The sequence below is a fragment of the Rhizobium sp. 01L419 genome, from assembly GCF_056400025.1.
The window spans coordinates 173,746-195,734 of the sequence record NZ_JBFTSM010000001.1 but is presented as its reverse complement, the minus strand read 5'-3'; the positions used below and the strand labels follow the sequence as shown (position 1 = coordinate 195,734).

General features: G+C 60.9%; 27 protein-coding genes. 17 read left to right on the top strand and 10 right to left on the bottom strand.

Annotation, left to right across the window (positions count from 1 at the left end):
* Positions 1–116: 116 nt before the first annotated feature.
* Entirely contained in the window at positions 117–512 is a 396-nt protein-coding gene (locus AC1DUP_RS00970; protein ID WP_477831857.1) for a group II truncated hemoglobin, read from the top strand.
* Positions 509–880, top strand: coding sequence for a DUF423 domain-containing protein (locus AC1DUP_RS00965; RefSeq protein WP_477831856.1), 372 nt, complete (start codon positions 509–511; stop codon positions 878–880). Before AC1DUP_RS00970 ends, AC1DUP_RS00965 begins: the two co-directional genes overlap by 4 nt.
* Positions 881–1,114: 234 nt before the next feature.
* Here AC1DUP_RS00965 and AC1DUP_RS00960 read toward each other — a convergent pair whose 3' ends face one another.
* The 6 genes from AC1DUP_RS00960 to AC1DUP_RS00935 all read right to left on the bottom strand — a co-directional run bounded on the left by AC1DUP_RS00960 (position 1,115) and on the right by AC1DUP_RS00935 (position 4,507).
* On the bottom strand, positions 1,115–1,486 hold the full coding sequence (locus AC1DUP_RS00960; RefSeq protein WP_477831855.1) for a bleomycin resistance protein: 372 nt from the start codon (positions 1,484–1,486) through the stop codon (positions 1,115–1,117).
* Entirely contained in the window at positions 1,483–1,797 is a 315-nt protein-coding gene (gene hmuQ / locus AC1DUP_RS00955) for a heme-degrading protein HmuQ (protein WP_115034246.1), read from the bottom strand. The genes AC1DUP_RS00960 and hmuQ overlap by 4 nt, the downstream gene beginning before the upstream one ends.
* 10 nt (positions 1,798–1,807) lie before the next feature.
* Complete coding sequence (locus AC1DUP_RS00950; protein ID WP_113299723.1) at positions 1,808–2,080, bottom strand: hypothetical protein; 273 nt, start codon at positions 2,078–2,080, stop codon at positions 1,808–1,810.
* Positions 2,077–2,484, bottom strand: a complete 408-nt coding sequence (locus tag AC1DUP_RS00945; RefSeq protein ID WP_113299724.1) for a DUF2325 domain-containing protein — start codon at positions 2,482–2,484, stop codon at positions 2,077–2,079. The genes AC1DUP_RS00950 and AC1DUP_RS00945 overlap by 4 nt, the downstream gene beginning before the upstream one ends.
* Positions 2,485–2,592: 108 nt before the next feature.
* On the bottom strand, positions 2,593–4,005 hold the full coding sequence (locus AC1DUP_RS00940; RefSeq protein ID WP_477831854.1) for an energy transducer TonB family protein: 1,413 nt from the start codon (positions 4,003–4,005) through the stop codon (positions 2,593–2,595).
* Between the two features lie 70 nt (positions 4,006–4,075).
* On the bottom strand, positions 4,076–4,507 hold the full coding sequence (locus AC1DUP_RS00935; RefSeq protein ID WP_113299817.1) for a hypothetical protein: 432 nt from the start codon (positions 4,505–4,507) through the stop codon (positions 4,076–4,078).
* 181 nt (positions 4,508–4,688) lie between these two features.
* Here AC1DUP_RS00935 and hemP point away from each other — a divergent pair, with 181 nt between their 5' ends.
* The 7 genes from hemP to AC1DUP_RS00900 all read left to right on the top strand — a co-directional run bounded on the left by hemP (position 4,689) and on the right by AC1DUP_RS00900 (position 9,792).
* Positions 4,689–4,874, top strand: a complete 186-nt coding sequence (gene hemP, locus AC1DUP_RS00930; RefSeq protein ID WP_113299726.1) for a hemin uptake protein HemP — start codon at positions 4,689–4,691, stop codon at positions 4,872–4,874.
* Between the two features lie 21 nt (positions 4,875–4,895).
* A complete protein-coding gene (locus AC1DUP_RS00925) occupies positions 4,896–5,945 on the top strand; it encodes a hemin-degrading factor (protein WP_477831853.1) in 1,050 nt (349 codons plus the stop codon).
* A gap of 11 nt (positions 5,946–5,956) precedes the next feature.
* A complete protein-coding gene (locus tag AC1DUP_RS00920) occupies positions 5,957–6,886 on the top strand; it encodes a heme/hemin ABC transporter substrate-binding protein (RefSeq protein WP_477831852.1) in 930 nt (309 codons plus the stop codon).
* 2 nt (positions 6,887–6,888) lie between these two features.
* Complete coding sequence (locus tag AC1DUP_RS00915) at positions 6,889–7,998, top strand: iron ABC transporter permease (protein WP_115034241.1); 1,110 nt, start codon at positions 6,889–6,891, stop codon at positions 7,996–7,998.
* A gap of 9 nt (positions 7,999–8,007) precedes the next feature.
* Positions 8,008–8,802, top strand: a complete 795-nt coding sequence (locus AC1DUP_RS00910; RefSeq protein WP_477831851.1) for a heme ABC transporter ATP-binding protein — start codon at positions 8,008–8,010, stop codon at positions 8,800–8,802.
* Positions 8,803–8,936: 134 nt separating this feature from the next.
* On the top strand, positions 8,937–9,281 hold the full coding sequence (locus AC1DUP_RS00905) for an ElaB/YgaM/YqjD family protein (RefSeq protein WP_477831850.1): 345 nt from the start codon (positions 8,937–8,939) through the stop codon (positions 9,279–9,281).
* 109 nt (positions 9,282–9,390) lie between these two features.
* Positions 9,391–9,792 carry a hypothetical protein gene (locus AC1DUP_RS00900; RefSeq protein ID WP_477831849.1) on the top strand — a complete coding sequence of 134 codons (402 nt, stop codon included), beginning with the start codon at positions 9,391–9,393 and terminating at the stop codon, positions 9,790–9,792.
* A gap of 169 nt (positions 9,793–9,961) precedes the next feature.
* Here the strand turns inward: AC1DUP_RS00900 and AC1DUP_RS00895 are convergent, their stop codons facing one another.
* Both AC1DUP_RS00895 and AC1DUP_RS00890 read right to left on the bottom strand, forming a co-directional pair.
* Complete coding sequence (locus AC1DUP_RS00895) at positions 9,962–10,516, bottom strand: RNA polymerase sigma factor (protein WP_007815244.1); 555 nt, start codon at positions 10,514–10,516, stop codon at positions 9,962–9,964.
* Positions 10,517–10,526: 10 nt separating this feature from the next.
* Positions 10,527–10,733, bottom strand: a complete 207-nt coding sequence (locus tag AC1DUP_RS00890) for a NepR family anti-sigma factor (RefSeq protein ID WP_113299733.1) — start codon at positions 10,731–10,733, stop codon at positions 10,527–10,529.
* A 279-nt stretch (positions 10,734–11,012) separates the two neighbouring features.
* Here AC1DUP_RS00890 and AC1DUP_RS00885 point away from each other — a divergent pair, with 279 nt between their 5' ends.
* The 4 genes from AC1DUP_RS00885 (at position 11,013) to preA (ending at position 16,166) form a co-directional block, all read left to right on the top strand.
* A complete protein-coding gene (locus AC1DUP_RS00885) occupies positions 11,013–11,807 on the top strand; it encodes a response regulator (RefSeq protein WP_113299734.1) in 795 nt (264 codons plus the stop codon).
* A gap of 235 nt (positions 11,808–12,042) precedes the next feature.
* Positions 12,043–12,996: a sensor histidine kinase gene (locus AC1DUP_RS00880; RefSeq protein WP_113299818.1), complete on the top strand. Its 954-nt coding sequence runs from the start codon at positions 12,043–12,045 to the stop codon at positions 12,994–12,996.
* A gap of 479 nt (positions 12,997–13,475) precedes the next feature.
* The gene (locus AC1DUP_RS00875) at positions 13,476–14,837 is read left to right on the top strand and encodes an NAD(P)-dependent oxidoreductase (protein WP_113510291.1); all 1,362 of its coding nucleotides are present in this window, start codon (positions 13,476–13,478) and stop codon (positions 14,835–14,837) included.
* Positions 14,838–14,852: 15 nt separating this feature from the next.
* Complete coding sequence (gene preA, locus AC1DUP_RS00870) at positions 14,853–16,166, top strand: NAD-dependent dihydropyrimidine dehydrogenase subunit PreA (RefSeq protein WP_477831848.1); 1,314 nt, start codon at positions 14,853–14,855, stop codon at positions 16,164–16,166.
* Between the two features lie 65 nt (positions 16,167–16,231).
* Here preA and ftrA read toward each other — a convergent pair whose 3' ends face one another.
* A complete protein-coding gene (ftrA, locus tag AC1DUP_RS00865; RefSeq protein WP_113299819.1) occupies positions 16,232–17,233 on the bottom strand; it encodes a transcriptional regulator FtrA in 1,002 nt (333 codons plus the stop codon).
* Positions 17,234–17,315: 82 nt separating this feature from the next.
* On the opposite strand from ftrA, the gene AC1DUP_RS00860 reads away from it, so the two are divergent.
* From AC1DUP_RS00860 to AC1DUP_RS00850, 3 genes are all read left to right on the top strand, one after another.
* On the top strand, positions 17,316–17,726 hold the full coding sequence (locus tag AC1DUP_RS00860) for a rhodanese-like domain-containing protein (RefSeq protein WP_477831847.1): 411 nt from the start codon (positions 17,316–17,318) through the stop codon (positions 17,724–17,726).
* 254 nt (positions 17,727–17,980) lie between these two features.
* Entirely contained in the window at positions 17,981–18,514 is a 534-nt protein-coding gene (locus AC1DUP_RS00855; protein WP_477831846.1) for a biliverdin-producing heme oxygenase, read from the top strand.
* Entirely contained in the window at positions 18,514–21,084 is a 2,571-nt protein-coding gene (locus AC1DUP_RS00850) for an HWE histidine kinase domain-containing protein (protein WP_477831845.1), read from the top strand. The genes AC1DUP_RS00855 and AC1DUP_RS00850 overlap by 1 nt, the downstream gene beginning before the upstream one ends.
* Positions 21,085–21,103: 19 nt before the next feature.
* Here AC1DUP_RS00850 and rutR read toward each other — a convergent pair whose 3' ends face one another.
* Positions 21,104–21,742 (bottom strand): HTH-type transcriptional regulator RutR, encoded by a 639-nt coding sequence (gene rutR, locus AC1DUP_RS00845; RefSeq protein ID WP_477831844.1) that lies wholly within the window; start codon positions 21,740–21,742, stop codon positions 21,104–21,106.
* Here rutR and AC1DUP_RS00840 point away from each other — a divergent pair.
* Complete coding sequence (locus AC1DUP_RS00840) at positions 21,735–21,962, top strand: hypothetical protein (RefSeq protein ID WP_162748609.1); 228 nt, start codon at positions 21,735–21,737, stop codon at positions 21,960–21,962. The genes rutR and AC1DUP_RS00840 overlap by 8 nt on opposite strands.
* Positions 21,963–21,989: the final 27 nt, after the last annotated feature.

Below are 21,989 nucleotides of genomic sequence, written 5' to 3'. Positions count from 1 at the left end.
TAAGTATCGGACCGAAAAGCCTGAAACGGTTTTTGGTGATCCGATGCTGGTATAAAACCCGGAGCGGCGCAGGGGATGCGTGCCACTCTTGGGGCGGGTATCAAAGGGATGGTTTCTTGTCGGAACAGGTGACGACTTTATATGAGGCGATCGGCGGCGATCCGGTCGTCCGGGCTCTGACCCATCGCTTCTACGAGCTGATGGATACGCTGCCGGAGGCGAAACACGTGCGCGCCGTGCATCCGCCAAGCCTCGAAGGCAGCGAAGAAAAATTCTACGAATATATGACCGGTTATCTCGGCGGCCCCCCGCTCTATACCGACAAGCGCGGCCATCCCCGTCTGCGCAGCCGCCATTTCGTCGCCGAGATCGGCCCTGTCGAACGCGACGAATGGCTGCTCTGCTTCCGCCTGGCTATGGACGAAACCATTCCCAGCCAGGCGCTGCGCGACCTCATCTGGACGCCGGTCGAACGGCTCGCCCATCACATGCAGAACAAGGAACAATCATGAGCCTGAACGCGCGTCTGGAGCCGGTGCTCTTCCTCTTCGCCGGCCTGTTCGGCCTTGCGGGCGTGGCTCTTGCCGCCCTTGCCGCCCATGGCGGCGGCGATGCGCATCTGGCCTCCTCGGCCTCCACCATGTGCCTTGCCCACGCCCCTGCCCTTCTGGCACTGGCGCTCGGTGCAGGCAAAATCAAAACCGCCTGGCTCGCCGGTTTGCTGATGATTGCGGGGACACTGCTGTTTGCGGGCGATCTCGTCACCCTGCGCTTCACCGGCTCCGGTCTGTTCCCATACGCAGCCCCGACCGGGGGCTGGGCGATGATGCTGGGCTGGCTGGCGGTTTCGGCGAGTGCGTTCTGGCGGGTTCGGGACTAACCCCCTTCTCCCAACAGGGGAGAAGGTGCCCGGAGGGCGGATGAGGGGGCCACGGGTGCCATCCTCGCATCACGCCACAATCACTGTTCTCGCGACGATGCGATGAAAAAACTTGTCGAGCTTGTCTGACACTATCTCCCGTCGGTATCCGGAGCCCCCTCATCCGACCCTCCGGGCCACCTTCTCCCCCGTGGGGAGAAGGGTAAGTCGGCGAACGCCTTTCCGTATCGAAACCTAACCAACCGTCTTCGGTATCCGCCCAAATCGCAAGAGATTGCCATGCGGATCATGGATATAGAATTCCTCCATATTCCACGCCCGCACTTCCATATCCGTCAGGCGCGGCACACCCTTCGCATGATATTCCTCATGCAGCGCGGCAATGCGCCCGCCGCGCAGATAGACGGAGGTCTTTTCCGGCAGAGAGCGATCATCGGTCAGCCAGAAATGCAACTCCATCTCATCGCGCCGGAGGATCAGATAGTCCGGCGCCAGATGCACGATTTTGGCAAAGCCGAGCTGATCGCGATAAAAGGATAGCGTCTCCCCAATATCGAGTGACGGCAGAACTGGCAGAACCTCGATGCGATCAGGATCGCCACTCATATGCCATTCACGACGTTGAAGCCCTCAAACACCGGCGGGCCCTTGTACATCTCCCTGCGCTCGCCGGCATTACGATGCGCAGCACGGAAATTCTCCGACTTCGTCCAGTTCAGAAAATCCTCTTCGCTGCGCCAGAGCGTGTGGGAGGAAAACAGCGTATAGCCCTCCTCCGCATTGGCCTTGCCGCGCAGCAGGCGGAATTCGACGAAACCCGGAACCTCCGAGAGGCTCGAGTCGCGGTTGCGCCAGACAGCCTCGAAATCACCTTCGGCGCCGGCTGCAACCTTGAAACGGTTCATCGCGATATACATCAAAAACTCCCTACGCCTTTTTCTTGTCCGCCCGCTCCGCATAAAGCGGAAAGGCGACGATATTATTGCCCTTGGCAGCATCCGCGCCAATGGGTTTTGCGGCCTCTTCACCGGGCATGCGCGCTTCCCAGGCGGGAAACAGCACCACGTTCGGATAGCTGCGCTGACGCGCGGCATTCTCAAGGAAAATCTCGTAGAGCTCCGGCACCAGGCCATCGCCGCCGTGAGCGGCAAGCTTGTGCAGGCCGATCATTGTAAACCCGTCAGGGCGTTCTTCAGTCATCGGGAATTGTCTCGTTCGTTCATCGTCTGCAGCGCACGTTCCAGGCTGGACTTGCTGCCGTTGCGCAGCGGGATGAAGGCCTTGCTGAACTTCTTGCAGCCGGTCTTCACGCGCAGGCAGGCATCGTGGCTGATACAGTCGATGGGGCAGAAGACGCAGTCGACCGAGGGAAGCAATGTATCGATGCGGGAAACGGCTTCGCGAAGGCCGCCGTCATGATGGATGAGCTCGGCGCCGAAATTGCTGGCGATCTGGCGAAGATGCGCCACCTGGCAATCACGACCGCCGACATAGAGGAAACTGCGGCCATCCAGCTTGGAGCGTCCGGAGGAAGACTCTTTCGTCTCCTGATCGGCTTGAACACGGATCTCCCGGTTCGCCCCCTTCTTCGCCTTTCGAGCCATTTACCACCCGTTCGCTCGTTGATCGTCACACGATTCCTGCGTGTGCGAACGGACCTTATTAAACTTGATTTTTAGAGTAAAGTATAAAGTTGATTATTTTTATCATATTTACTGGATCTGGATGGGAACCACCATAGTCATGGCCTGCCCACCGGGCGGCGGGCTGAACGGCGCGGCACGGCGCACCGCATCGAGAGCAAGTTGATCGATATCGGGAACGCCGGATCCCTGCGAAACGCGAGCCCCCGCGAGCCCACCATTGCCGCTCACCGAAAAGGTGACGACCACGGTGCCTTCCACCCCACGGGGCTTCCTGATCGCCCGGCGGATACGGCTTCTGACCTTGCCCTTGTAATTGGCAACGGCCGCAGTGCCGACACCGTTATTGTTGCTGGCAACCTGCGAATTGCTGTCCGATTGCGCGGTTGAGGTTCCTTCGGCAACACCCCGCTGGGAATCCTGCTGGCCCTCGCCTCGCGAACCCACCGTCTTCTTCGGCGCTTGCTTCTTCTCAACCGGCTTCGGCTTTTCCTGCGTCGTCACCTTGGGCTTCGGCGTCGGCGTTATCACCTCCGGCGGCTGCTCCGGCTCGGGCTGGACTTCGACGGTTTCGACCGGCTTCACCTCTTCGGGAGCCACTGCGGTCTCAGGCTGCGTCTCTGACGGCTGAAATTCGGTCGGCTGAACGTCTGAAGGCTGCGCTTCGCTGGGCTGCACTTCGGCGGGCTGTACCGCGCTCGGCGGTACCTCGGAGGGCTGCACCTCCGGAGAGACCGTATCGACCGTCACCTGCTGTTCGGGGACGACCGTCGACATCGGCTGCGCAACGGATTCCTCGGCCGGCACCTCCGAAACCAGAATTTCCGGCTCGGCTGCCGTCGCCGTTTCCGGCGAGACACGCGTCACTTCCGGTGCCGGCGCCTGCTGAACGGCGTCCTGCGTCTCGACGGGCGAGACCTCGGTCGGCTGCACGGCCTCCGGCTGAACTTGCCCCGTCTGCGTCGGCTGGATCGTGTCGGGCTGGACGGCCTCAGGAATGATTTCTTGCTGGACGGTCGTTTCGGTCTCGCCCGCGGCCGTCTGGTCGATATCCGAATTGCCGTACATGACGACGCTCATCGCCTCGCCGGCCTCTTCGATCGCCTCGTCCGGCGCCCTAGGGAAGGCAACGATCAGCGCCATCGCCAATGCCGCATGAAAAAGTAGCGAGCAGATGCACGTGACCGTCAGCCGCCGCCGCACCGGCTTCTTCTCGTCTTCCTGCTTCTCTACCGCCGCATCCATCGGCGGCGGAGCGGAGGGAGCGGCCGCTGCAGTTTCGGGATGATCGGGGAAAGACGAGATCTGCGCGGCGCGCGCATAATGAATGACCTGCTCGCCGGCCGGCTGACGCTGCACGTTGCGCAGGTCGGACAGCTCGTGGCCGGGATGCATGCCGGGAGTGTTGTCGTTCAGGCTGGCATCAGCGTCGGGCTCCTCGATGAGCACGTGTCTCGATCTGGATTTCGCTGAAATTGCCATTTTACGCCTCGGACAGCCTGAAACATGCGCGCCGGGTTCATCCCGGCCCGGTCTTAGCCTTGAACTCGTCTTAGCCTTCGAAAGGAACCGAAATCTGCGAACGGGTCACGAGACCCTTCATGCATTCGCCGGCAGCCGGTCCGTCACAGACAGGCGTGTCGTTGATGAGGACGCGCGTGACCGTCTCGCACTTGACACCAGGCATATCGAACTGGCGCACGCGCTTCTTGCCCTGCGGCAGATCGCGGAAATCGAGCACGGTGATGCGGTCGACGGCATTCTTGTCGTTGAAGAAGGCGAGTTCGAAGGAGACCTTGTTGATCGGCGTCGCCAGATTGTTTTCGGCAACGAAGGTCATCATGCAGCCCTTCTGCGAGGGCGCCAGCGCATTTAGCTCGACATCCAGCTTGGAGACGGCAGTCGCATCCTGCGCATAGGCCTGCGCCACCCCCGAAATCGAAAACAGCACACCAGTCGCAAACGCAGCAAACCGACCCGTCATTATCGCCTCTCCATAGAGCAAATCGACCGCCGTCAAACGGCTCCAAAACAGCAGCATCAAAAACTTGACTGCTTTTGTCTTCAATTATTGCGTCTTTAAAAAACTATGAGTATGAGAGTCAAGATAAATGTCACCGGACCCGGGGTCTTGACCCCCGCAATCACGGAATAAGCCGACCGAAATGATGGTTGAAAAGCCAGATACCTTTAAGCTCGCACAGCTGCGCAACGAACCGGCAGTGGCCGAAATCCGTGTTCTCGAAAGCGGCGATCTTTTTGCCGGCACCAACGAGATCATGATTCGGCACGATGGCGTGATCTACCGCCTGAAGATCACCCGTCAGGGCAAACTCATTCTCAACAAGTAGCCTCAATAAGCAGGGTAGAACATGACCGAGCAGACCAGACCGGCACCATCAGAAATCCGCGCATTCCGCGCTGAAAATCCGAAGATGCGCGAGCGCGACATTGCCGCGCAGCTCAAGATTTCGGAGGCGGCCCTCGTTGCCGCCGAAGTCGGCATCAGTGCTGTCAGGATCGATGCCAGCGCCCCAAAGCTCCTGGAGCGTGTCGCCGATCTCGGCGAAGTCATGGCGCTGTCGCGCAACGAAAGCGCCGTGCACGAGAAGATCGGCGTCTACGAAAACATCAAGGTCGGCGAGCACAACGCCATCGTGCTCGGCGAAAACATCGATCTGCGCGTCTTCCCGAGCCGCTGGGTCCACGCCTTTGCCGTCACCAAGAAGGATGGCGACGCCGAGCGCCTCAGCCTTCAGTATTTCGACAAGACCGGCAACGCCGTCCACAAGATCCATCTGCGCCCGGCATCAAACGTCGAAGCCTACCATCGCATCGTCGCCGAGTTGAAGCTCGAGGACCAGGGCCAGGAACTCGTCGAGGCGGAAGCATCTTCCGCTTCTGACGAGGACGGCAATGTCAGCCGCGAAGAGCTGCGCGATAACTGGAGCAAGATGACCGATACGCATGAGTTCTTCGGCATGCTGAAGCGCCTGAAGATCGGCCGCCAGGCCGCCGTGCGCACCGTCGGCGACGACTATGCCTGGAAGCTCGACAATACGGCGACGGCCGACATGATGCATGCTTCCGTCAAATCAGGCCTGCCGATCATGTGCTTCGTTGCCAATAACGGCATCGTGCAGATCCATGCCGGCCCGATCTTCAACGTCCAGCCGATGGGTCCGTGGATCAACATCCTCGACGAGACCTTCCACCTGCATCTGCGCCAGGACCACATTGCGGAGACCTGGGCCGTGCGCAAGCCGACCAAGGACGGTCATGTCACTTCACTCGAAGCCTATGACGCCGAAGGCAACATGATCATCCAGTTCTTCGGCAAGCGGAAGGAAGGCTCCGACGAGAGTGGCGAATGGCGTGAGATCATGGAAAACCTGCCGCGGGCAACGAGCGTCGCCGCATAAGGATCGCAACGATGAAGATGCGTAACAACCTGCGCCGGATCCGTCTCTGGGAACTGGCCTTGACGGCGGCCGTCATGGCCCTGCCGCTGATCCCGGCGGCACCCGCTGGCGAGAGCTATGCTTTCGTTCGCGCCGCGCATGCCGAGGACAAGAAGCTCGACACCTCGCGGCTGGTTTCGGTCGGCGGCGACGTCACCGAGGTTATCTACGCGCTCGGCGAGGAAAGCAGGCTGATCGCCCGCGATACGACGAGCACGTATCCGGAAGCCGCCTTGAAGCTGCCCGACGTCGGCTACATGCGCGCGCTTTCGCCGGAAGGCATTCTCGCCATGAACCCGACGGCGATCATCGCCGTCGAGGGCTCAGGCCCGCAGGAAGCGCTGAACGTTCTGAAGAACGCCAGCGTGCCCTTCGAGACCGTTCCGAACGCCTATACGCGCGACGGCATCATCGCCAAGATCGATCGCGTCGGCACGCTCCTGAACGTTCAGGATAAGGCTAAGGCGCTTGAAGAAAAGGTCGGCGCCGATCTCGACGCCGCCGTCACTGATGCCGGAAAGCGCCCCGAGGCGGAGCGCAAGCGCGTTCTTTTCGTCCTCAGCGCCCAGAACGGCCGCATCATGGCTTCGGGCACCGGCACCGCTGCTGACGGCATCATCAAGCTTGCCGGCGCCATCAACGCTGTCGGCGAATTCCCCGGCTACAAGCCGCTCACCGATGAGGCGATCATCAGCGCCAAGCCCGACGTGATCCTGATGATGAACCGCGGCGACGGTGCCGGCACCAGGAACGAGGATCTGCTCGCCCAGCCATCGATCGCGCTGACGCCGGCCGGCGAAAAAAAGGCGATCATCCGCATGGACGGCATGCACCTGCTGGGCTTTGGCCCGCGCACCGCAAGCGCCGTTCGCGAGCTCAACACGGCGATCTACGGGGGCTGACGATGGCCGTTCCGGAAGCCATGATGGAAAACAGGCGATCCTTCCCTGTGACATTCCGCAGAAGCAGGCAGGCGGGCGACAGAACCAACCTCGCCCTGCTGGGTATCGCCTTTCTCATCTTGGCTTCCGTCTTCGCCCTGCTCTTTTCCATCACGACAGGGGCATCGGACGCTTCCATTCTCGATGTCATGAGAAACATGACGGGCTCCGAAACGGCACTCAGCGCCCGTGACCGGATCATCATCTTCGATATCCGCCTGCCCCGCGCCATCCTCGGCTTCCTGATCGGCGGATCGCTCGCCGTCTCCGGCGCGGTCATGCAGGGCCTGTTCCGCAATCCGCTGGCCGATCCCGGTCTTGTCGGTGTCTCCTCCGGCGCGGCTCTCGGCGCTGTCGTCATGATCGTGCTCGGCGGTACGATCGCGGCACCGTTTTACCTTGCGCTCGGCATTTACGCCCTTCCGCTCGCAGCCTTCGGCGGCGGCCTCGCCACCACCCTGCTGCTCTACCGGGTCGCCACCAGCAACGGCCAGACCTCTGTCGCCACCATGCTGCTCGCCGGCATCGCGCTCGGGGCCTTGGCCGGCGCGCTGACGGGCGTGCTGATCTACATGGCCAACGACCAGCAGCTGCGCGATCTCACCTTCTGGGGCATGGGCTCGCTTGCCGGCGCCACCTGGGTCAAGATCGCTGCCGCCGGCCCCATCATCCTCCTGTCCTTCATCGCGCTCCCCTTCATGGCACGCGGCCTGAACGCCATCACGCTCGGCGAGGCCGCAGCCTTTCACATGGGCGTACCCGTCCAGCGGCTGAAGAATATCGCCATCGTCACCGTTGCCGCCGCAACCGGTGCTTCGGTTGCCGTCAGCGGCGGCATCGGCTTCGTCGGCATCGTCGTGCCGCATATCCTGCGCATGGTGATCGGCCCCGACCACCGCTTCCTGCTGCCGGCCTCCGCCCTGCTCGGAGGCTCGTTGCTGATTTTCGCGGATGTGCTCGCCCGCACCATCGTCGCACCGGCCGAACTGCCGATCGGTATCATCACGGCAGCCGTCGGCGGCCCGTTTTTCCTCTGGATCCTGTTGCGGCAGCGCTCGCGCCTTGCCCTTTGAGTTATGTCGATGATCGAAGTTTCCGACGTCAGCGTATCCCTTTCCGGCAAGACCATCGTGCGCGACGTCGCCTTCGCGGCAAACGCCGGTGAACTGACCGCGATTGCCGGCCCCAACGGCTCCGGCAAGACGACGACGATGAAAGCTGTTTCCGGCGAACTGATCTATAACGGCTCGGTTCGTCTGAACGGCGAAGAAGTGCGCACCCTCAAGCCATGGCAGCTCGCCATTGTTCGCGGAGTCCTGCCGCAGGCAAGCGCCATTTCGTTCCCGTTCACGGTTCGCGAGATCGTCCGTATGGGCCTGACCTCGGGCCTCAACCTTCGCCCGGATCAGGCCGACGAGACCGCCGCCAAAGCCCTTGCCGCTGTCGATCTGACAGGCTTCGAAGCCCGTTTCTATCAGGAACTTTCAGGCGGCGAGCAGCAGCGCGTGCAGCTCGCTCGCGTTCACTGCCAGATCGCTGAACCTGTTGTCGACGGCAGGCCCTGCTGGCTGCTGCTCGACGAGCCCGTCTCCAGCCTCGACATCAGCCATCAGCTGACGATCATGAGGCTGGCGCGCAGTTTCTGCGAACGCGGCGGCGGCGTAATCGCCGTGATGCACGATTTGAACCTCACGGCGCTCTTCGCCGACAGGATCGTGCTGATGAAATCCGGCCGGCTGGCGGCCGCCGGCAATGTGCGTGAGGTACTGACGGACGAAACCATGCAGTCCGTCTTCGGCTGCCCATTGCGCGTCAATCAGGTGCCGGTCGATGGCACGCCTTTTGTGCTTGCGCATAGCGCGCTTCCCGCCAGTTGAGGAACCTTTCCGGCCCAACTGCGTTGTCCGCAATGATTTGGGTCAAAGCCGGGCGCTCTCTTCCGTGCCACTGATGGTGCTGACCCCGTATGAAACCGGGCGGCGCTTAGCCGCGCCCAGCTATGGAGACAATCATGGCCTATTCCTTCTTCCAGTCCAGCCGCAGCCGCCGTAACGGCGCTCTCCACAATCTCGAAGCCACTGTCGAGGACCAGATCGAAGCCCTGCGCGAAGAGCTCGCCGAACTGACGCATGTTCTGGGCAAGACCTCCCGCCATCAGGGTGAAAAACTCCGCTCGCAGGCATCCGCAAGCTACGAAGACATCCTCGGCCGCAGCGAGGACCTGCTGAAAGAGCTCCAGGAAAGTTACCTGCGCGGCGCCGGCGAAGTACGAAACACCGTGCGTCGTCACCCGCTGGCAACGGTCGGTGCCGCTGCCGCCTTCGGCCTGCTCGTCGCCATGCTCGCCCGCCGCTAGAGTATTTCCGCTTTTCTCTGAAAACGGAACTATTCTATCTGTTTGTTTTAGCGCAATTCCGGACGCAAAACCGCTACGCACTTTTGCTGGAATTGCTTTAGGAGGCTCGATGCTCTTCCCAATCCTGAGCCTGCTCGTCGGCACGAGCGTTCACCGCACGGTGGAACGCACCAAGCGCAACGGCATCTTCATCGCCGTTGCGTTGCTTTTACTGCTGACCGCCTATGCGCTTGGCGTGACAGCAGGCGCCATCTGGCTGGCAGGCATTTACGGGCCGGTCGGCGCCTCGCTTTTCCTGGCGGCCTGCGCGCTGCTGATCGCGATCATCGTCTTCGTCATCATGGCGATCATGAATCGCCAGGAAGCCCGCCGCGCCCGCGAACGTCGCGCAGCGATGGAATCCCTGGCAACCGTCGGCATCGGCCTTATCCGCTCCCAGCCGCTACTGACGGCGGGTATCGTCGCCGCTCTTGTCGCGTCCAATCTGATCGGCCCGAAGCGGCACGACTAATCCATCATTTCTTTCACGGTGATTGCCGCGAAAATATAGCGCGTCCAGGTTTTTGGGCGCGCTATCTATTTTGAAGCATCGTGTTGAAATCGGCCAGCCATCCTACCGCATAAAAAAGCCGGCGCCCGATAGGGCAGCCGGCCATCCTTCCTCCCAGGAAACATTTTGATCAGAAGGCAAAAGCCTTCGACGTCAACGGCGCCGATGTGGCATCGGGGCCGAAATCCGCCTCGCCTGATATCTGCAGGAGATCCTGTAGACGTTGGCGCGCACGGTTCACGCGGCTCTTGATGGTGCCAACGGCGCAGCCGCAGATTTCCGCCGCTTCCTCATAAGAGAAGCCCGACGCGCCAACGAGAATGATCGCTTCGCGCTGGTCCGGTGGCAGCTGGTCCAGCGCCTTCTTGAAGTCCTGCAGGTCGAGCGCGCCGTATTGGGACGGGTGCGTCGCCATGGATTCGGTAAACAAACCATCACTGTCCTGCACCTCACGGCCGCTCTTGCGCATCTGGCTGTAAAGCTCGTTGCGCAGGATCGTGAAGAGCCAGGCCTTCATGTTGGTGCCCATCTCGAAATGGTCCTGCTTGGCCCAGGCTTTCATGATGGTGTCCTGGACCAGATCGTCGGCGCGGTCGTGTCGGCCGATCAGGGATATTGCAAAGGCGCGAAGACTTGGCAGGGCCGCCAGGAGTTCGCGCTTGAAGCTCGGTTGCGCTTTTTCCATGCGGGTATTCCTATTCGGCCATCTTTGCGGCAGCCATGAGTTCGGCTCGGTCGAGTTTTTCCAGCAGGTCCAGGAAGCGATCGGGAATAGCTTCCTCATGAGCGGCAGCATAGAGCGATCGCAGCCTGACGCCGATCTGATTGTTCGGGTCCAGTATATCGCTCGCCCGCACTTCCAGCTGGCGCTCGTCCGGTGCTTCTGTCTTTTGTGTTGTCATCAAATGATCACTTCTTGCCTGTTGTCTCGGGATGAAAGGCAATGTCTTCTGCAAAAGCTAAATGGAACGGACATCAGATCGATCAAGCCGGTTCTTTCAAACCGTTGATGCTGCAAATCCATTCCGTTCACATGGTTCAAAACGTGACGCCCTTCGTTTGTCGGCTAGGATAATGCGACGCTGTAAAAAAAGTTCCTCACCTTGCGGAACTTTTTTATGAAGATCGCGTTTTCAGGTCATTGCAGCAGCCATTTACCGGCCTGTAGACGGGAGTTTTTAATGACACTTTCCACTCGAATTGCGCCGCACCTTCCTTATCTGCGTCGTTATTCCCGCGCGCTTACCGGCACCCAGACATCGGGCGATGCTTATGTCGCTGCCGTCCTGGAAGCGATCATCGCCGACCTGTCCATATTCCCGGATACCGCGAATGACCGCGTCGCACTCTACAAACTGTTCACGCAATTGTTTGGTTCCACTGCAGTCGAGATTCCTGAACCGTCCTCTCCCTATGCCTGGGAGCAGCGCGCGACGCTGAACCTTTCAAAGGTTTCGCCGCTCGCCAGGCAGGCTTTCCTGCTTGCCTCGGTCGAGAATTTCCGCGTCTCGGAAATCGGCGAGATTCTCGAGATCACCGAACAGGAAACCATGCAGCTGCTCGACAAGGCGTCACATGAGATTTCGCGCCAGGTGGCCACAGATATCATGATCATCGAAGACGAACCGCTGATCGCCATGGATATCGAGCAGATGGTCGAAAGCCTCGGCCACCGGGTCACCGGTATCGCCCGCACCCATACGGAAGCCGTCGCGCTCTACAACAAGACGAAGCCGAGCATGGTGCTGGCCGATATCCAGCTTGCCGACGGCAGCTCGGGCATCGACGCCGTCAACGACATCCTGAAGACATCGAGCGTTCCCGTCATCTTCATCACCGCCTTCCCGGAGAGATTGCTGACCGGAGAACGGCCGGAGCCCACCTTCCTCGTGACCAAGCCCTTCAACCCCGACATGGTCAAGGCCCTCATCAGCCAGGCGCTTTTCTTCAACGAAACGACCCGTGTGGCGGCCTGAAACGTGAAATTCAGCCGCGCCGGAACCATTCCGGTAGCAATGCGTTCCGGCTCTGCCGGAGCGTATTCGCGGTTTTAACGGTTTTTGCAGCGCTTGCTTCTAGAATGAACGGCAGTTTTGTCGGGAGGGGTAGCATCCCTTCCTGTGTTCTGATGGACTGAGGAAAGGCGGCCGAGTGAATACGACTGGACCACAGTCCGGAACGCCTTTCACCACTGAAGGCAAAGCGGCCATGATGGAGCGCGCGCTCGCCAGCGCCGCTATCTCGGTCCTGTATCAGGATGCGGGCCTTGCCATGATCTATGCCGAGAATCTTCTTCCCTATTTCAAGAAGCGTTTTGTCACCGGTGGTGATGACGGTTCGCTGTTTGGCGAAGCACATGGCAAATCCCTTGCCGCCATGAAGCACAGGGTGCTTGAAACCGGCGCCTCCAGCAGTGCCGAGGTCGATGTTGCAATCGATGGCGAAGTCAGGACATTCGAACTGAAAGTTCAACGTACCGGCGCGCGCAACAACTACGGCCTGCTCTCCGTCATCTCGGAGATTACCGAAAGTCGGCATCGCGAAAAGGTGCTGAAATCGCTGCTGCGCGAGCTTTCCCACCGCTCCAAGAACCTGCTTGCCATCATCCAGGGCATCGCCACCCAGACGGCCCGCAACACGATTTCGCTTGATAGCTTTCTTGTAAAGTTCCGCGGCCGTCTGCAATCGCTCTCCAATTCGCAGGATCTGATCACCGATTCCAGCTGGCGCGGTGCCTTCCTGTTCGAGCTCGCCGGAAAGCAGTTCGCCCCCTACTGGCCGGAAACATCAGGTTCCATGCCGATCTTTGGCATCAACGCCCATCTGACGCCGAACGCCGCCGTGCATGTCGGCCTGGCGCTACATGAACTGATCGTCAATTCCGCCTCTTATGGCGCAATCGCCAGCGGGGCGACGTCCGTCACGCTGAACTGCCGGGATGCTGACATCGCCGGTCGCCGGGCGATCGAGCTCACCTGGGTGGAAGTGCTTCCAAACAGCGCGGATGTGCACGAATTCAGCGAAAACAGCTTCGGCCGCACGGTGCTGGAGCGTGTCGTGCCCTCCTCCGTCAATGGCAAGGCCGAACTGACGTTGGTGCCCGGCCGCATTGAATATCACCTGACTGTTCCGGAGACGGAATTCGAAATCCTCAAAAGCACCTGAGACGTTTTATCTTCACGCAATTCCGGGCGCAAAACCGCTGCGCACCTTGCTCAATTGCCTGCCTGCTAAATTGTTGGAGCCTAAACGGAGAACAGCCGGTGCGAGGGCGGCGCACCGGCTGTCTCCACTCACCGGGAGGGGACCGTGAGTTCGTCCGAATGATGGGTTGGGGGCGCGCATGTTGGGTCGATGCGGTCATCATCCGGATATCGCATTAACTACGCGCGTTAACTTTGGTTCCGCACGATTGGAAATAAATTGGACTTTTATCAATTTTTTTTCGCGAGCCGAAATCCGAGTGCCGCTTCGGTCCGTCCAATTGGAAGGCAGAGATTGCCCAAAGAATTACCACAGCAAATAAAATCAATCAGTTAGGAGGAGGAAACGAGTAGAAATTGCCAAAATTTTACCGTTTGATAAATTTTTGAACCTGAGTTACGATTCCCTCACTGGCCGTTACCAATAAAGAGGGAACTTCAATGGAACGTCTGGAAACTGGGATTCGTGCCGGCCGGCTTGCTTCCGCCGAGTACGAGGCTAATTTTTCCGATCTTCACCCGCGCCTCGACAATCACGAAGCGCTGGTCGCCTCCGACCGCTGTTATTTCTGTTACGACGCGCCGTGCATGACGGCCTGTCCCACCTCCATCGATATTCCGCTCTTCATCCGCCAGATTTCGACCGGTAATCCGATCGGCTCGGCCAAGACGATCTTCGATCAGAATATCCTCGGCGGCATGTGCGCCCGCGTCTGTCCCACCGAAGAACTCTGCGAGCAGGCCTGTGTGCGCAACACGGCCGAAGAGCGCCCTGTCGAGATCGGCCGCCTGCAGCGCTACGCGACGGATGCGGCAATGAGTGCCGGCAAGCAATTCTACCGACGGGCAGAGCCGACAGGCAAGAAGATCGCCGTCGTCGGCGCAGGCCCCGCCGGTCTCGCGGCTGCCCACCGCCTCGCCGTCAAGGGCAACGAAGTCGTGATTTACGATGCCAAGCCGAAGTCGGGCGGCCTCAACGAGTACGGCATTGCCACCTACAAGACGGTCGACGACTTCGCGCAGAAAGAGGTCGACTATGTCCTCTCCATCGGCGGCATCGAGGTAAAGCACGGTGAGCAGCTCGGCCGCGATTTCTCGCTTTCCGATCTTCAGGGTCAGTATGACGCCGTCTTCCTCGGCCTCGGCCTTGCCGGCGTCAATGCACTGCGCGTCGACAACGAAAACCTTCCTGGTGTCGATGACGCCGTCGATTTCATCGCGGCCCTGCGTCAAGCAGACAACAAGGGCGAGATCGCCATCGGCCGCCGCGTCGTCGTTCTCGGTGGCGGCATGACGGCAATCGACGCTGCCGTGCAGGCAAAGCTGCTTGGCGCGGAAGAGGTGACGATCTGTTACCGCCGCGGCAAGGAGCACATGAACGCCTCGGAATTCGAGCAGGATCTTGCCACCTCGAAAGGTGTCATCATCCGCCATTGGCTGGCGCCGAAATCCATCCTTTCTCAGGATGGCAAGGTCGCGGCGATCGAGGTGGAATATACCAGCCTCGTCGACGGCCGCCTCGCCGGCACCGGCGAGACCGGCGTGATCGCCGCCGACCAGATCTTCAAGGCGATCGGCCAGACCTTCGAAGCTTCAGGCATTGGCGCCTTGCGCACGGAAACCGGCCGCATCTCCGTCGACGCTGAAGGACGCACATCGATTGATGGCGTCTGGGCCGGCGGTGACTGCGTCTTCGGCGGTGACGACCTTACGGTTTCTGCCGTCGCCCACGGCCGCGATGCGGCCGAATCCATTCACCGCACCCTGTCTGCCGCAGCCGCTCCGGCTGTCGCGGTCGCTTGAAGGGGAGAATGAACAATGGCTGATCTCCGCAATGATTTCGTCGGCATCAAGTCCCCGAACCCTTTCTGGCTCGCCTCCGCGCCGCCGACCGACAAGGCCTACAATGTCGAGCGTGCCTTCAAGGCCGGCTGGGGTGGCGTCGTCTGGAAAACGCTCGGCGAGGAAGGCCCGCCTGTCGTCAACGTCAACGGCCCGCGTTATGGCGCAATCTGGGGCGCAGACCGCCGCCTGCTCGGCCTGAACAATATCGAGCTCATCACCGACCGCGACCTGCAGACCAATCTGCGGGAAATGAAGCAGGTCAAGATGAACTGGCCTGACCGGGCGCTCATCGCCTCGATCATGGTGCCCTGCGAGGAGCAGGCCTGGAAGGCCATCCTGCCGCTGGTGGAAGAGACCGAGGCAGACGGCATCGAACTGAACTTCGGCTGTCCGCACGGCATGTCCGAGCGCGGCATGGGCTCGGCGGTCGGCCAGGTGCCGGAATATATCGAAATGGTCGTGCGTTGGTGCAAGCAGTACACCCGCATGCCCGTCATCACCAAGCTGACGCCCAATATCACCGATGTCCGCCGCCCCGCCCGCGCAGCAAAAGCCGGCGGCACGGATGCTGTCTCGCTGATCAATACGATCAACTCCATCGTGTCCGTCGATCTCGACAATTTCGCGCCGAACCCCACCGTCGGCGGCAAGGGCAGCCACGGAGGCTATTGCGGCCCAGCGGTCAAGCCGATCGCGCTGAACATGGTCGCCGAAATCGCCCGCGATCCGGAAACCTACGGCTTGCCGATCTCAGGCATCGGCGGCATCACCACCTGGCGCGATGCGGCTGAATTCCTGGTGCTCGGCGCCGGCAACGTGCAGGTCTGCACCGCAGCCATGACCTACGGTTTCAAGATCGTCCAGGAGATGATCACCGGCCTCTCCGACTGGATGGACGAAAAGGGCCACAAGACCCTCGACGACATTACCGGCCGCGCCGTGCCCAACGTCACCGACTGGCAGTACCTCAACCTCAACTACATCGCCAAGGCGAAGATCGATCAGGACGCCTGCATCAAATGCGGCCGCTGCTACATCGCCTGCGAGGACACTTCGCACCAGGCGATCACCAACTTCGTGGATGGCGTTCGGCATTTCGAAGTGATGGACGAGGAATGCGTCGGCTGCAATCTCTGCGTCAGCGTTTGCCCGGTCGAAAACTGCATCACCATGGAGCAGCTTCCCGCCGGCTCTCTGGATAAGCGCACCGGCAAGGTGGTCGAGCCCGCCTATGCCAACTGGACGACGCATCCGAACAACCCGATGGCGCGCCAGGCTGCGGAGTAGGACCTCCGAAAAGCCTGATGAAAAAGCCGCCCGTCCACGGCGGCTTTTTCTTTATCCGTCGATCCTCAAAGCCCGAAAGACTTCCTGTAGGCGCTGGGGCTGGTGCCGAGCCGCCGGCGGAAATGGTGGCGCATCGTCGCCAACGTGCCGAAGCCGCTTGCGACAGCGATATCGTCGAGTGAGACGGCAAGCTTCTTCTCCAGAAGATCGCGCGCATGCCGCAGCCGCTCCTTCAGCAGCCACTCGCCTACGCTGTCACCCGTCGTCGCCTCGAAGCGGCGCTGGAAGGTACGCATGCTCATGCCTGCCTTGCCGGCGAGCAGGCTGATCGGCTGCTCCTCGGAAAGCCGACCACGCATCCATTCGATCAATGGCCCGAGACGAATGCCTTCGCGCGCTTCCGGCACGGGGGCCGCGATAAATTGCGCCTGCCCGCCCTCGCGATGCGGCGGAACGACGAGACGTCGCGCCACGCTGTTGGCGGCGTCGGGGCCGAAATCGCCGCGCACCACATGCAGGCAAAGGTCGATGCCGGCCGCACTGCCTGCCGCCGTCAAAATGCTGCCCTCGTCCATGTAGAGCACGTCGGCATCGAGCGCGATGTCGGGGTAACGCGCAGCGATCGAGGCGACATAGCGCCAGTGTGTCGTTGCCCGCCGCCCGGCAAGCAGACCGGCGGCGGCAAGCACGGCCACACCCGAGCAGAGCGACATGATCCGCGCGCCTCGTTGGTGCGCAGCCTGCAAGGCGGCGATTAGGGGCTCCGGCACCGGCGCATCGATCGCCCGCCATCCCGGCGCGATGATGAGATCGGCCTCGTCGAGCAGTTCAAGCCCGTTGTCGACGGCGACCGTGAGCCCGCCGGCCGCACGCAGCGGACCCGGCTCGATGCCGGCGACCGAGAACCGATACCAGCCCTCGCCCATCTCCGGCCGGGACAGGCCGAAGACCTCATAGGCGATACCGAATTCAAAGGTGCAGAGCCCGTCATAGGCAAGCGCCACGACATGCGGCCCCTGCGTTTTATGCATATCCGCTTTTGGCATGATCTTTACGCTATCGGTCATGATGGCCAATTTCGCCAATCACTATCATCAGCAATGATCGGCTGCAACCAAGCCAAGACCAGAACCAACAAAGGACCAGATTATGCCGAGCCCCGTTTCTGAAATCCCCGCCGCAGCGCCTGAGGCTGTCGCCGAACACTTCGCCCGCAAGCTCGCCTTCGAAACCGACTGCTCGGATGTGAACGGCGCGTTCGCCTCCGGCAAGGTCGATTTCGTGCTGCTCGACGTGCGCTCGCCGACGCTCTTCAACCTCTCGCATATACCAGGCGCCCTCAACCTGCCGCACGGCAAGATGACCGCGCACCGCATGTCCGAATGGCCTGCCGATACGCTGTTCGTTGTCTATTGCGCCGGCCCGCATTGCAACGGCGCGGACAAGGCGGCATTGCGCCTCTCCCGCCTCGGACTGACCGTCAAGCTGATGATCGGCGGCCTGACCGGCTGGGCGGATGAAGGTTTTGCTTTTGAAGGCGTCGCAAGCGCTGCCGCCTGATCTCAACTCCCTTCTCCCCGGCGAAGAGAAAGGCTTCATCCTCTTCCGGCCAAGCTTTTCAGGGCGTCGGTCGATGTGAGGCCATACACACCAGTCGTGGTCGACTGCCCCAGAGAAACTGGATTGCCAATATCGCGGAAATCCATGTTTTTCTGAGGGTTTCTCTGGAAAAAAAGCGATGCTGCCGTATATCGCTATACTCGTCGTCGTTGTGGACGGCGCTGGAAGCTATTTCGTTTTGGAACACGGTCAGCATGTCACTTCGCAGTGCCCTTCGCGTACAAACAGCAGACTGCCATGCCGAGGTGGACGCCCTCTTCGGCAAGTTCAACCTCTCCGACACCCGCGACTATAAAACCTTCCTGCGTGCCCATGCCCGTGCTGTTCCTTCGGTCGAAGCTGCCCTTGAGCAGGCCGGCATCACGACGCTCTTGCCGGACTGGCCGGTGCGCCGTCGCGCATCGCTTCTTCTCGCCGATATGGCCGCCCTGAACGAGCCACCACCGCCACTCCTGCCGCAGCCCGCGCTTGCCGACGAAGCCTCGCTCTGGGGTGCAGTCTATGTGCTTGAAGGATCCAAGCTTGGCGGCGCCCTGCTCGCAAAAGCCGTGCCCAATCACCTGCCGGGCAGCTATCTCGCTCCGCAAGGTCCGAAGGGCTCGATGCGCGCCTTCATGGAACGTCTTGATACCAGCGGCATTGACGATATTGCAGGCGCCGTTGCGGCTGCGCGCAATGTCTTCGGCCTGTTCCTGAAGGCGGCGCAGCTTGAACTGGAAGCCGTCTGATGAGCGATGCCGACGCCCCCATTGATCTGACCAATTGCGACCGGGAGCCGATCCATCAGCTTGGTTCCGTCCAGCCTTTCGGTTTCCTGCTTGCCGTCTCCTCGGACTGGATCGTTACCCGCGCCTCGGCCAATCTTTCGGAATTCCTTGATATCGCCCATACTGATGCCGTCGGCCGGCCCATTTCGTCGCTGATTACGCCGGAAGCGCTGCATACGCTCCGCAACAAGCTCGCCACCTTGCGCGGTCCGGACATTGTCGAACGCATTTTCGATATCGCGCTGACGGCGGCGCAGGCACGCTTCGACGTGGCGGTGCATGTCTGCAACGGTCAGATCATCATCGAGGGCGAACGTGCCGACGGAGGCAGATCCAGCGCGCCTTCGCTCTCCACGCGCAGCATGATGTCGCGTCTGGACCACACGGAAACCCTGGAAGCCTTCTTCCGGGAAGGCGCGAGACAGGCCCGCGCCTTGACCGGTTTCGACCGTGTGATGGTCTATCGCTTCGACGACAGCGGCTCCGGCGAGGTCGTGGCCGAAGCTGCCCGGCCGGGCATCGGCTCCTTCCTCGGCCTGCATTATCCCGCATCCGACATTCCAGTTCAGGCCCGAGCGCTCTATTTGCGCAACCTCTTCCGCATCATCGCCGATATTGATGCGACACCTGTGCCGATCCTGCCGCAAGTCGACGAGCACGGCCGCCCGCTCGATCTTTCCATGTCCGTGCTGCGTTCGGTTTCGCCGATACATATCGAATATCTGAAGAACATGGGCGTCGGCGCCTCGCTCTCGATCTCCATCGTCGTCGATGGCAGGCTCTGGGGCCTCTTTGCCTGCCACCATTACAGCGCCCGCCTGCCCTCGGCCGAAAGCCGCTCCACGGCAGAACTTTTCGGGCAGATGTTTGCTTCCCGCCTCGAAAGCCGCGAACGGCGCCTGGCGCTCGATTACGAAACCAAGGCGCGCCGCATCGCCGACCGCCTGCTGACCTCCGTTGCCGACAATGCGAGCCTGCTTGATGATCCGACATGGCTGATCGACGCGCTGGCAGATGCCATCCCCGCCGATGGTATCGGCGTCTGGATCAACGGGCGTCGGGCGATTGCAGGTCTCGGCCCGGATGAGAAGAGCTTTGCCGCCCTCATCCGTCACCTTAATCGTAATGCCGCCGGCCGGGTTTTTGCGGTCGATCGCCTTGCAGAAACCTATCCCGACATCGAAATCGATGATGCCGTGGCCGGCATGCTCGCCATTCCGATCTCCCGTTCGCCGCGCGACTATGTCGTGCTGTTCCGCCAGGAAATCGTGCGCACCGTGCGCTGGGCCGGCGATCCGCAGAAGCCCGTGGATTATGGCCCGAACGGCCCGCGGCTCACCCCGCGCAAGAGTTTCGAAGCCTGGTCCGAGCTGGTGCGCGGCCGCTCCCTGCCCTTCACCGAAGCGGAGCGTCGCGTTGCAGAAACCATCCGTGTCACGCTGATCGAAGTGGTGCTGCGCCTGACGGATGAGGCCAGCATGGCGCGCCAGCTCGCCAACGAACGGCAGGAACTGCTGATCGCCGAGTTGAACCATCGCGTTCGCAACATCCTCGGCCTGATCGGCGGGCTCATCCGCCAATCGCAATCGACCTCGATCGGCCTCCCGGATTATGTCCGCCAGCTCGAAGGCCGCGTCCAGTCGCTCTCCCGAGCGCACGATCAGATCACCCGCGATCACTGGGCACCCGCTTCGTTGCGGCAATTGCTTATGGCCGAAGCCGCCGCCTATCTCGGCAAAAATGCCCAGCGCATCCGAATGACCGGCGAGGATGTGCTGTTGGAGCCACAGGCCTTTTCAACCACGGCCCTGGTCTTCCATGAGCTGGTGACGAACAGCGCCAAATATGGGAGCCTTTCTGGATCCGGTTTTGTCGAACTCGGCTGGATGAGGGACGAAGAAGGCAATCTCCACATCGGCTGGCGCGAAAAGGACGGCCCCCCGGTATCGGAACCCACCCGGCATGGCTTCGGCTCGACGATCATTCGCCGCTCCATCCCCTACGATCTTGGTGGCAAGGCCGAAGTCCGCTACATCAACGAAGGGCTGGAAGCCGATTTCTGGATTCCGGCCAAGAACGTGAATGCGGCAAACCCGGGGAGCGAACGCCTCGCTCCGACATCGGTCACAGCGACAGAACGCAACGTCATCGGCTCAAACGACGAACCCCTTGCCGGCCTCAATGTACTTCTGGTGGAAAACAACCTGATCATCGCCATGGATGGCGAAGACATCCTGCGCCGTTTGGGCGCGGAGGTCGCAACGGCGCCAAGTGTTGCCGAAGCGATGGAATTCCTGGCCGACCAGTCCTTCGATCTCGCCCTTCTCGATGTGAATCTCGGTGACGAAACCAGCTTTGCCATCGCCGACCGGCTGGCCGCCGGCAACGTGCCCTTCGTCTTCGCCACCGGCTATGGCGAGGGGATAGCCCAGGCTCACAGCCATTCGGATGCACCGGTCCTGCAGAAGCCCTACACGATCGAAGGCGTGACGGACATTCTTGTCCGCGTGGCGCTTCCAGGCAAGCCTTAGGCGATGATCCGGCTCCGGATCAATCCGGCCGCAATCCGCCGATGAAGAGCCGTTCCAGGAAGCGAGCCGCATCTTCGAAGCGCCCGTCACCTGAATGTTCTTCACCCAGCACGGCCCGGACCTGCACATCGAAATCGGCATAGTGCTGCGTCGTCGACCAGATCGAGAAGATCAGATGATAAGGATCGCAGGGGGCGATCTTGCCGCTTTTCGTCCAGGAGCGGATGACAGCCGCCTTTTCGTCGACCAGCTCTTTCAGCGGTCCCTTCAGCATATCGAGAACGTGTGGCGCGCCCTGCAACATCTCGTTGGCAAACAGCCGGCTCTCGCGGGGAAAATCGCGCGCCATCTCGAGCTTGCGGCGGATATAGCTGCGGATCTCCGATTCCGGATTTCCCTCCGCATCGAAGGCCCGCAGCGGCTCGAGCCAGTTATAGAGCACGCGGTCGATCAGCGCGCGATGCATGGCTTCCTTGGTGCGGAAATAATAGAGCAGGTTCGGCTTCGACATGCCGGCGACCTCGGCGATCTGGTCGATGGTCGAGCCGCGGAAGCCGCTGACCGAAAACACATCCAGCGCCGCTTCCAGGATCAGCTCTTCCTTCTCTTCCTGGATTCGGGTCCGGCGAAGTGTCTTCGCCGCTCTCGGAATGGCCATTCGCTCTTTTCCCCTTGAAATTCAACTCCTTCGCTCAAGATTGGAAGAGCAGCCTCTCCTGCCGCTTAAATGGGCAACTGCCTGCCTTTTTGCCCATATTTTGTCTGTATTTTTCGTGATTTTCGTCTTGAGCGCCGCGATGGAAGTTGTAATGTTTACCAATCGGTCAAATTATCTGCCAGATAAAAAACAAAGGCAACTGGCGATTTTCCGGCGCTGACGAAACAAGCGGCAGCAGTGGGAATTT